Consider the following 10,341-nt stretch of genomic DNA (forward strand, 5'->3'; position numbering starts at 1 on the left):
CCGGCCCTGTCGGTCCGCCGGCAGGGCCGTCTCGTCTGGACGCTGATGCGGATCATCATCCTTGGCGCCGCGTCGGGCGGTGGTCTGCCCCAGTGGAACTGCGGCTGCGCCAACTGCGGGGCAGCGCGGTCTGGGCGGATCGCACCGATGACGCAAAGCTCGGTCGCCGTCAGCGCCGACGGGGATGGCTGGGCGATCATCAACGCCTCGCCCGACATCAGGGCGCAACTGGCGGCGACGCCCGCGCTGCACCCCACCGGGCCGCGCGAGATGCCGCTGCGGTCGGTCCTGCTGACCAACGGCGACATCGACCACGTCGCCGGGCTGCTGAGCCTGCGCGAAAGCCAGCGCTTCGACCTGTTCGCCACGCAGGCGATACACGATGTGCTGGCCGCGAACCCGGTCTTTGCCGCCGTTAACCCCGATCTGGTGCCCCGCCGCCCGGTCGCCCTCGATACCCCGTTCCCGCTGCTGCCCGGCCTGACCGCGACGCTGTTCGCCGTGCCCGGCAAGGTGCCGCTGTATCTGGAAGGCGAGAGGGTGCAGACCGATCTCATCGGCGAAACCACGGTTGGCGTGGAACTGGCCGCGGACGGCCGCCGGGCGCTGTATGTCCCCGGCTGCGCCGACCTGCCCGACTGGCTGCTGGCGCGCATCGAGGGCGCCGACGCGCTGCTGTTCGACGGCACGCTGTGGACCGATGACGAGATGATCCGCGCCGGGCTGGGCCACAAGACGAGCCGCCGCATGGGCCACCTGCCGGTCGAGCACAGCCTTGTCCGGCTGGCCGATACCCCGGTCGGCCGGCGGGTCCATGTCCACATCAACAACTCGAACCCCCTCTGCGACCCGGACTCGCCCGAGGCCCGGCAGGCGCAGGCCGCCGGCTGGCAGATCGGCCGCGACGGGATGGAGATTTCCCTGTGACCCACCACTCCCCCGCCCCGTATCGCGAGACCCCGTCTCGCGATGCCTTCGAGGCGCGGCTGCGCCAGATCGGCGCCGACCGCTATCACGACAAGCACCCGTTCCACCGCCGCCTGCATGGCGGCGACTGCACCCCGGACGAGGTGCGCGCCTGGGTCATCAACCGCTGGATGTACCAGTCCCGCATCCCGATGAAGGACGCGGCCTTCCTGTCCCGGGTCGAGGACCCGCAGCTGCGCCGCATCTGGCGCTCGCGGATCGAGGATCACGACGGCGGCGTGACCGAGGGCGGCGGCATCCGCCGCTGGCTGGCGCTGGCCCGCGCCGTCGGGCTGGACCCCGACTACGTCGCCTCGGGGCGCGGCGCGATGCCGGCGACGCGGTTCGCGGTCGACACCTATGTCCGCTTCGTCCGCGACATGCCGCTGCTGGACGCGGTCGCCGCCAGCCTGACCGAGATGTTCGCCCCCGCCATCCATGCCCAGCGCATCGAGGGGCTGCTGGCGCATTACGATTTCGCCGACGACGCCGCGCTGTCCTATTTCCGCAACCGCCTGACCGAGGCGCCCAAGGACGTGGCCTTCGGGCTCAACTGGGTGCTGGACTACGCCGACACGCTGGAAAAGCAGGACGCGGCGGCCGCGGCGCTGAGCTTCAAGACCGACGTGCTGTGGGCGCAGCTGGACGCGCTGTGGCACGGCTATGTCGAGGGCCACATCCCGCCCGGCGCCTGGCGCCCCGGCGAGGGGCTGGCACCATGAGCGCCCCCGCCGCCGCGCCGGACCGGGGCGCTGCCCCGGACCCCGGGATATATGGGGACAAGAGAGAGGCGCCCGCCGGCGGGCCGGATCTTCTGTCTCGAAATATCCCACGGGGGTCCAGGGGTGTGACACCCCTGGGCGGTGACGCCTTCACCGCCCCGCCGCCTGATCCGGCGCTGGCCGAGGACACCGTTCCCTATCTGCCGCGCGGCGTCCGGCTTGCCCAGGACCGGGTGCGCGGGATGCGCGTCCTGCAGGCGCCCGAGCGCGCGATGCAGCTGGACCCGGTGGGCGAGGCGATCCTGTCGGCGCTGGACGGGCGCCGCCTGGGTCAGATCATCGAGGCGCTGGCCGCCGAATATGCCGCGCCGCGCGACCAGATCGCGGGCGACGTGACCGGCTTCCTGCAGTCCCTGATCGACCGGCGAATGGTCTTCGTGAGGCTGCCATGAACGCTCCGCTTTCCGGCCCCCACGACATCCGCGGCAACCCGGTGACCCCCGGCCTGCCCATCGCCATGCTGGCCGAGATCACCCATCGCTGCCCGCTCTCGTGCCCCTATTGCTCGAACCCGGTCGAGCTGACCCGCGCCAGCGCCGAGCTGCCGGCCGAGGCGTGGGTGGACCTGTTTCGCCAGGCTGCCGCGCTGGGGGTGCTGCAGACCCACATCTCGGGCGGCGAGCCGGCCTCGCGCCGCGACCTGGCGCAGATCGTGGCGGGCGCGCGCGAGGCGGGGCTGTATGTGAACCTCATCACCTCGGGCCTCGGCCTGACGCTGGCCCGGCTGCGCGAGCTGGACAGCGCCGGGGTGGATCACGTCCAGCTGTCGCTGCAGGGCGTCGGCCCCACAGCCGCCGACCGGATCAGCGGCATGGCGGGCAGCTGGGACCGCAAGATGCAGGTCGCCCGCTGGATCGCCGAAGTCGGGTTCCCGCTGACCCTGAACGCTGTCGTCCACCGCCAGAACATCGACACACTGCCGCAGATGATCGACCTGGCGCTGGCGATGGGCGCCCGGCGGATCGAGGTCGCCACGGTCCAGTTCCACGGCTGGGCCGACCTGAACCGTGGCGCGCTGATGCCCTCGCGCGCGCAGGCGGCCCTTGCCCGCCGCATCGTCAACGAGGCGCGCGAGGCGCTGCGCGGGCGGATGGTAATCGACTATGTCCCCGCCGACCATCACGCGAAGTTCCCCAAGGCCTGCATGGGCGGCTGGGGGTCGACGGGGCTCAACGTCACGCCCGATGGCACGGTGCTGCCCTGCCACGCCGCCCAGACCATCCCGGGCCTGACCTTCCAGAACATCCGCGACACCCCGCTGGCCGCGATCTGGCATGACGGCCCGGCCTTCAACGCCTTTCGCGGCACCGGCTGGATGCCCGAGCCGTGTCAGGGCTGCGCGCGGAAAACGGTGGATTTCGGCGGCTGCCGCTGTCAGGCTATGGCCATCGCCGGGGACGCGGCCGCGACCGATCCCGTGTGCAGCCTGTCGCCGCTGAACGCCGCCGTCCACGCCGCGGCCGATGCTGCCGCGGCGGGCGACTCGGACGCGCTGACCTGGCGGCGGATGCCGAAAGAGGAGCTTCGGCCATGACCACCTCGCTGACCCGTTCGCTGTCCCGCTGGACCCTGGCGCTGGCGCTGCTGGCCGCCCCGGCCCTGCCCCACCCGGCCTGGGCCGCCGACAACCCGCTGCAGCCCTCGCCCGCCTGGGACGACATGCGCTCCTCGGTCATCGGGACCGAGACCGAGCCGCCGGTCGACGCCGCCGTGCTGGAGCTCGAGGCGCCGATGCGGGCCGACAACCCGGCGCTGGTGCCGATCCGGATCACCCAGCCCCCCGGCGCGCCGCGCATCGACAAGCTGGCGCTGGTGATCGACGCCAACCCCGCCCCGGTCGCCGGAGAGTTCACCTTTGGCCCCGCCACCGGGCCGCTGGATCTCGAGGTCCGGGTCCGGGTCAACGCCTATTCCGACGTCCGTGCCATCGCCACGCTGGACGACGGGCGGCAGGTCATGGCCGGACGCTTCGTCAAGGCCTCGGGCGGCTGCGCGGCGCCGGCCGGGTCGGGGGCGGATGCGCGCAAGGACATCGGCGCGATGCGCTGGAAATCCGAGCCGCAGGGCGACCGCGCCATCGGCACGCTGATGATCCGGCACCCGAATTTCTCGGGCCTGCAGCGCGATCAGGTCACGCTGCTGGATATCCCGGCCGAGTTCGTCCAGACTGTCGAACTGAAACAGGGCGACGAACTGCTGATGACCATGCAGGGCGGCATCTCGATTTCCGAGAACCCGGTGTTCCGGCTGGGCTACGCCCCGAACGGCCAGCCGGTGACCGCCCATGCCGAGGATACCGAGGGCCGGGCCTGGGACGAAAGCTTTCCGCAGGCGGGCGGCTGACCGGGTTGCGCCCGGCCCTCGCGGCTGGCAGGGTCCGCGCCTCGGGCAACGGACGGGATCAGCATCATGGACACGCGCAAGCTGGGCGGGATCGAGGTCAGCGAGATCTGCCTTGGCACGATGACCTTCGGCAAGGACACGGGCCGGGACGAAGCCTTTGCCCAGATGGACCGCGCGCTGGACGCGGGCATCACCTTCTTCGACACCGCCGAGATGTATCCGGTGAACCCCGCCGTGGCCGAGACCTATGGCCAGACCGAGCAGGTCATCGGGGCCTGGCTGGCCGACCGCGGCACCCGCGACCGGGTCCGTATCGCCACCAAGATCAGCGGCCCAAATGGCGGCCATTCCCGCGGCGGCCAGGGGTTCGAGCCGGGCAACATCGCCGCCGCCGTGGACGGCTCGCTGGGCCGGCTGGGGACCGACCGGATCGACCTGTATCAGCTGCACTGGCCCAAGCGCGGCAGCTATGCGTTCCGGCAGAACTGGGGCTTCGACCCACGCGGCACGAGCAAGGCACGGGTCCAGGATCACATGGACGGCATCCTGACGGCGATGAAGGACATCGTCGCCGCCGGCAAGGTCCGCGAATTCGGGCTGTCGAACGAATCCGCTTGGGGCACGATGGCGTGGCTGGCCGCGGCCGACCGCACCGGCGGGCCGCGGGTGGTGTCGGTCCAGAACGAATACGGCCCGCTCTATCGCATGTACGACACCGACATGGCCGAGGTCGGCCAGAAGGAAAACGTGACGCTGCTGGCCTATTCGCCGCTGGCCGCGGGGCTGATCTCGGGCAAGTACGCGGGCGGGACGCTGCCGCCCGGCAGCCGCGCCGCCAACGACGTGATGCGCGACGGCCCGGGCAACCTGGGCGGGCGGCGCACCGCGCGCGCCGACCAGGCGGTCGCCGCCTGGCACGAGACGGCGCGCGGTCTTGGCCTCGACCCGATCCACATGGCGATCGCCTTCATCCGCCAGCGCCCCTTCCCGGCGATCCCGATCATCGGGGCGACGCATCTGGACCAGCTGGACCACCTGATCGCCGGGCTCGACCTGCGGCTGGATGCCGAGGCCGACAAGGCCATCGACGCCTTCCACCGCGCGCATCCGCTGCCCTACTGACAGGAACTGTCAGGGGGGCGCGGCGACGCGCCGATCCCCCTCCTGACAGGCTCCTGACATCTCCGCCCCCGTGGTGACGCAGCGGCGGGGGTTGCGGACGGCGCGCCGGGCCGCATCATCACCACCAACCCCGAGGGAGGAACCTGATGCTGCCGCCGATCCTGTCGAACCTGCGTATCCCCGCCGTCGCCTCGCCGATGTTCATCGTTTCCGGCCCCGAACTGGTCATCGCCCAGTGCAAGGCCGGCATCGTCGGCAGCTTTCCGGCGCTGAACGCGCGCGAGAAGGACGGCGAGCCGCCGCTGCTGGACGCCTGGCTGACCCGGATTGCCGAGGAACTGGACCGCCACAACCAGGCCAATCCCGACCGTCCGGCGGCGCCGTTCGCGGTGAACCAGATCGTCCACCGCTCGAACGCCCGGCTGGAACGCGACATCGAGATCTGCCACCGCCACAAGGTGCCGATCTGGATCACCAGCCTCGGCGCCCGGCCCGAGGTCAACGCCGCCGCCCATGACTGCGGCGGCATCGCGCTGCATGACGTCATCAACCCGACCTTTGCCCGCAAGGCGCTGGAAAAGGGCGCCGACGGGCTGATCGCGGTCGCGGCCGGCGCCGGAGGCCACGCCGGCCCGCTGTCGCCCTTTGCGCTGATCCAGGAAATCCGCAGCTTCTTCGACGGGCCGCTGCTGCTGTCAGGATCGATCGCCACCGGCGGCGCGATCCTCGCCGCGCAGGCGATGGGGGCCGACCTGGCCTATATCGGCAGCCCCTTCATCGCCACGGACGAGGCGAACGCGGTCCCCGGCTACAAGCAGATGATCGTCGATTCGGGGGCCGAGGACATCGTTAATTCCTCGCTGTTTACCGGGATTCACGGCAACTACCTGAAACCCTCGATTGCGGCGGCCGGGCTGGACCCGGACGCGCTGGGGGCGGCGGATGCCTCGGCGATGGATTTCGGCAAGGCCGACGCCGCCGGCGCGGCCAAGCCCAAGGCGTGGAGCCAGATCTGGGGCTCGGGCCAGGGTATCGGCGCGGTCGAGGCGGTGGTGCCGACGGGCGCTCTGGTGGACCGGCTGGCCGCGGAATATGCTGCTGCCAAAGCGCGCATCTGCGGCTGACCCTGCGCGCAGGGCCCGCAAAAAGGGCACCGAGCATGACACCCGAGACTCCGCACTTCCCCACTCTGGCGCAGGCGACCCGGGTCTGGGCGCGCATCGCCGCACTGTCGTTTGGCGGGCCGGCGGGGCAGATCGCCGTGATGCACCGCATCCTCGTCGAGGAGCGCCGCTGGCTGGGCGACGACCGCTTCCTGCACGCGCTCAATTTCTGCATGCTGCTGCCCGGCCCCGAGGCGATGCAGCTCGCGACCTATGTCGGCTGGCTGATGCATGGGGTGCGCGGGGCGCTGATCGCGGGCGGGCTGTTCATCCTGCCGGGCGCGCTGGCGATCCTCGGGCTGTCCATCGTCTATGCGCTGTGGGGCGGGGTCGGGATCGTCGCGGGGCTGTTCTTCGGGCTCAAGGCCGCGGTGCTGGCCATCGTGGTGCAGGCGCTGATCCGCATCGGCCGCCGGGCGATCCGGTCCCGCGCGATGGCGGTGATCGCGGTGCTGAGCCTGCTCGCCATCGCCGTGCTGGGCGCGCCGTTCCCGCTGATCGTCGCGGCCGCCGCACTGGCCGGCTGGCTGGGCCACCGCGCCGGCATTTCCGGGTTTTCCGGCGCGGGCGGCGGGCATGGCACCGCCGGCGCCCATGTCCCGGATGCGGGCACGGTGCTGGGCGCGCTGGACCGCGCGCCCGACCGGCGCGGCGCGCTGCGGGCGGGGATCGCCGCGCTGGCGCTGTGGCTGGTCCCGGTGGCGGCGCTGGCGCTGGCCTTGCCGGGCAGCGTCTGGGCCGAGATCGCGCTGTTCTTTTCCAAGCTCGCCGTCGTCACCTTCGGCGGCGCCTATGCGGTGCTGGCCTATGTCGCGCAAGAGGCGGTGGGCCGCTATGGCTGGCTCGCGCCCGGAGAGATGCTGGACGGGCTGGGGCTGGCCGAGACGACGCCCGGCCCGCTGATCATGGTGGTGCAGTTCGTGGGCTTCCTCGCCGCCTTCCGCGAGGGCGGGAGCCTGGCCGCGGGCATCGCCGGGGCGGCGCTGACGACCTGGGTGACCTTCGCGCCGTGCTTCGCGTGGATCTTCCTCGGCGCGCCGTGGATCGAAAGGCTGCGGGCGAACCGGGGGCTGGCGGCGGCGCTGGCCGCGGTGACCGCGGCGGTGGTCGGCGTGATCGCCAATCTCGCGCTGTGGTTCGGCTGGCACTTCGTGATGCCGGGCGGGCGGCCCGACCCGTGGGCGCTGGCGCTGGCGGGGCTCGCGCTGGGGTTGGTCCTGGGCTTGCGCTGGGGGGTGATGTCGGTGCTGGCGCTGTGCGCGGCACTGGGCGCCGGCCTGCGGCTGGCGGGGCTCGCCTGAGGCGACCGCGAAACGGGGTCGAGGCATGATCCCCCGGCCCCGAGAGGCTCAGTGGCTGTCTGCGGCTGCACCGGCGCGGCGCAACTCGTCCTCGTCCACGTGGCGGGCGCCGTTGAAGAACCAGTTCAGCAGCACCGCGCCGACCGCGGCCAGCAGGATGCCGGAATGGGTCAGCACCTTGGTCGATTTCGGCAGCCACTGGTCGAAGTCGCCCGCGATCATCGGGATCATCCCCAGCCCCAGCGAGATCGCCACGATGAACAGGTTGTGCCGGTTCGACGCGAAGTCGACCCGACTCAGGATGCGCACCCCGGTCGCGGCGACCATGCCGAACATCACCAGCCCGGCGCCGCCCAGCACGACCGTCGGCAGCGCCTCGACCAGCGCGCCCATCTTGGGGATCAGCCCCAGCACGATCATGATGACCCCGCCCATCACGCAGACGAAGCGAGAGCGGACTCCGGTCACCCCGACCAGCCCCACGTTCTGCGAGAACGAGGTGTAGGGGAAGGTGTTGAAGACGCCGCCCAGCAGCGTGCCGACCCCGTCGGCGCGCAGCCCCGCGGCCAGCCGGCGCTGATCAACCCGCTGGCCGACGATGTCGCCAAGCGCCAGGAACATTCCGGTCGATTCGATCATCACTACCAGCATGACAAGCGTCATGGTCAGGATCATCACCGGGTCAAAGGTGGGCATCCCGAAATGGAACGGCCGGATCGGCGCGAACCACGCCGCCGAGGCGACCTTTTCGAAATGCATCATGCCCATCGCCGCGGCGATCACGCCGCCCACGAGGATGCCGACCAGCACCGCGATGTTGGACAGGAAGCCCCGGGCATATCGCGCGATCAGCAGGATCGTGCCCAGCACGATCGCCGCGATCAGCATGTTGCCGGGCGCCGCGTAAAGCGGGTTCGGCACCGCCGGCGCCAGCTTGACCCCCAGCGGCGCGGTGCCGGCCGCGACCTGGGCGTCCAGCCAGGCCTGCATCGCCGGATCGACCAGCCTGGGCGCCGTCGGCCCCTGCTGCAGCCCGAAGATCCAGTTGATGCCGATCGGCATCAGCGAAATCCCGATGGTCAGGATCACCGTTCCGGTCACCACCGGCGGGAAGAACCGCAGCATCCGGCTGACCAGCGGCGCAAGGAAGATCGAGATGATCCCCGCCCCGATCACCGCGCCGAACAGCGCCCGGGCGCCGATCTCGCCCGGTGTGGCGTTGGCGATGGCGACCATCGGGCCCACGGCCGCGAAGGTCACGCCCATCATCACCGGCAGCCGCACGCCCAGCCAGGCGCCCGCGCCCAGCGACTGGATGATCGAGGCGATGCCGCAGACGAACAGGTCGGCCGAGATCAGGAAGGCCACGTCCTCGGGCGTCAGCTTCAGCGCCCGGCCGACGATCAGCGGCACCGCGATGGCGCCGGCATACATCACCAGGACGTGCTGGAGCCCAAGCGCGAACAGCCGTGGCGCGGGCAGGATGGCATCGACAGGATCGATGGGAGGGTTGGTCGTCACGTGGGTCATCTTGTCCCTTTCTTTCGCTCACGCGAGGCGAGGCGCGATTTTTTGTCCGACAGGTTGTGCGCCTTGCGCCGGACGACTAAGCGTTTTTCGCCGCCTTTCCACGATACGGAGTGCCGGGGCGGTTTCCCTCGCGGCTTCCCGAGCGGGCGGATTGCACCCTGCCCGTGTTTGCGCCAGCCTGCCCCTGCCATGACCGAACGCCGCTCTGCCACCCGCGCCGGGGACGAGACCGCCGCCCGCCCCCGCGCGGGCCGGCCGCGCTCGGCCGAGGGCCGGCCGGGCGGGTCCGCCGCTGTGGACCGGGCGCTGGCGGTGCTGGACACGCTGGCCGCCGCCGACGGGCTGACCCTGTCCGATCTGGCGCGGCGGTTGCAGCTGGCGCCCTCGACCACCCACCGCCTGCTGACGGCGCTGGCTGCGCGGCGGCTGGCCGAGGTCGATCCGGCGACACAAGGCTGGGCGATCGGCCCGGCCGCGGTGCGGCTGGGGGCGGCCTTCCTGCGCCGCGGCGGGCTGGCCGAGCGCGCCCGCCCGATCCTCGACCGCCTCGCCGCGGACAGCGGCGAAACCGCGGCGCTGGTGGTCCCTGACGGCGAGACGGCGCTGGTGGTGGCCGAGGCGCCGGGTCCGGCGGGGCTGCGCGTGGTGCTGCCGCCCGGCACCCGCCTGCCGCTGCATGCGAGCGCCGGCGGCAAGGCGCTGATCGCCCATATGCCCTTGGCCCGGGTGCGCAGCCTGCTGGGCCGCGGCGCCCTGCCGCGGCTGACCGAGCGCACCCTGACCGACCAGGGCGAGCTGACCGCCGATCTTGCGACCTTGCGTCACGCCGGCTGGCTGAGCGAGCGTGACGAGTGCGCCCCCGGCCAGTCGGCGCTGGCCGCGCCGGTCTTTGGCGGGCTGGACGACCCGGTCGCCGCGCTGCTGATCGCAGCCCCGACGCTGCGGCTGGACGCGGTGGCGCTGGCGGCTCTGGGTCCGGTCGTGGCAGCCGCCGCGGCCGAGCTGGGCGCGGCGGTGGTGGGGCGGCGAGGCGCTGACCCTGCGCCCGCCGGCGCTGCCGATGGGCCGCGCGCAGGTGGTGCCGCCGCCCGGCGCCTTCCTGCAGGCGACGGCCGGGGGCGGAGCGGCGCTGGG

At 72.1% G+C, this 10,341-nt stretch carries 9 protein-coding genes and 2 pseudogenes; 10 read left to right on the top strand and 1 reads right to left on the bottom strand.

Going from position 1 to position 10,341, the window contains the following annotated elements:
* Positions 1 to 45: 45 nt before the first annotated feature.
* From pqqB to chrA, 8 genes are all read left to right on the top strand, one after another.
* On the top strand, positions 46 to 927 hold the full coding sequence (gene pqqB / locus IC63_RS10495; protein WP_036719994.1) for a pyrroloquinoline quinone biosynthesis protein PqqB: 882 nt from the start codon (positions 46 to 48) through the stop codon (positions 925 to 927).
* Positions 924 to 1,688 (top strand): pyrroloquinoline-quinone synthase PqqC, encoded by a 765-nt coding sequence (pqqC, locus tag IC63_RS10500; RefSeq protein ID WP_052042096.1) that lies wholly within the window; start codon positions 924 to 926, stop codon positions 1,686 to 1,688. The genes pqqB and pqqC overlap by 4 nt, the downstream gene beginning before the upstream one ends.
* A gap of 125 nt (positions 1,689 to 1,813) precedes the next feature.
* Entirely contained in the window at positions 1,814 to 2,140 is a 327-nt protein-coding gene (gene pqqD, locus IC63_RS17500) for a pyrroloquinoline quinone biosynthesis peptide chaperone PqqD (RefSeq protein WP_408633561.1), read from the top strand.
* Positions 2,137 to 3,282, top strand: coding sequence for a pyrroloquinoline quinone biosynthesis protein PqqE (gene pqqE, locus IC63_RS10510; RefSeq protein ID WP_156965439.1), 1,146 nt, complete (start codon positions 2,137 to 2,139; stop codon positions 3,280 to 3,282). Before pqqD ends, pqqE begins: the two co-directional genes overlap by 4 nt.
* On the top strand, positions 3,279 to 4,091 hold the full coding sequence (locus IC63_RS10515) for a quinoprotein dehydrogenase-associated SoxYZ-like carrier (RefSeq protein ID WP_052042098.1): 813 nt from the start codon (positions 3,279 to 3,281) through the stop codon (positions 4,089 to 4,091). The genes pqqE and IC63_RS10515 overlap by 4 nt, the downstream gene beginning before the upstream one ends.
* 66 nt (positions 4,092 to 4,157) lie before the next feature.
* The gene (locus IC63_RS10520) at positions 4,158 to 5,213 is read left to right on the top strand and encodes an aldo/keto reductase (RefSeq protein ID WP_036719995.1); all 1,056 of its coding nucleotides are present in this window, start codon (positions 4,158 to 4,160) and stop codon (positions 5,211 to 5,213) included.
* Positions 5,214 to 5,359: 146 nt separating this feature from the next.
* Positions 5,360 to 6,337: an NAD(P)H-dependent flavin oxidoreductase gene (locus IC63_RS10525; protein WP_036719996.1), complete on the top strand. Its 978-nt coding sequence runs from the start codon at positions 5,360 to 5,362 to the stop codon at positions 6,335 to 6,337.
* Between the two features lie 35 nt (positions 6,338 to 6,372).
* A complete protein-coding gene (gene chrA / locus IC63_RS10530; RefSeq protein WP_036719997.1) occupies positions 6,373 to 7,677 on the top strand; it encodes a chromate efflux transporter in 1,305 nt (434 codons plus the stop codon).
* A gap of 48 nt (positions 7,678 to 7,725) precedes the next feature.
* On the opposite strand, the gene IC63_RS10535 is transcribed toward chrA, so the two are convergent.
* Entirely contained in the window at positions 7,726 to 9,207 is a 1,482-nt protein-coding gene (locus tag IC63_RS10535) for a nucleobase:cation symporter-2 family protein (protein WP_036719998.1), read from the bottom strand.
* 189 nt (positions 9,208 to 9,396) lie between these two features.
* Here IC63_RS10535 and IC63_RS10540 point away from each other — a divergent pair.
* Both IC63_RS10540 and IC63_RS18825 read left to right on the top strand, forming a co-directional pair.
* Positions 9,397 to 10,149, top strand: a pseudogene (locus tag IC63_RS10540) (IclR family transcriptional regulator); the annotation flags it as partial.
* 64 nt (positions 10,150 to 10,213) lie between these two features.
* Positions 10,214 to 10,341 (top strand): annotated as a pseudogene (locus IC63_RS18825) (class I SAM-dependent RNA methyltransferase); the annotation flags it as partial.

It is taken from the genome of Paracoccus sphaerophysae, assembly GCF_000763805.1.
GTDB classification, from domain to species: domain Bacteria; phylum Pseudomonadota; class Alphaproteobacteria; order Rhodobacterales; family Rhodobacteraceae; genus Paracoccus; species Paracoccus sphaerophysae.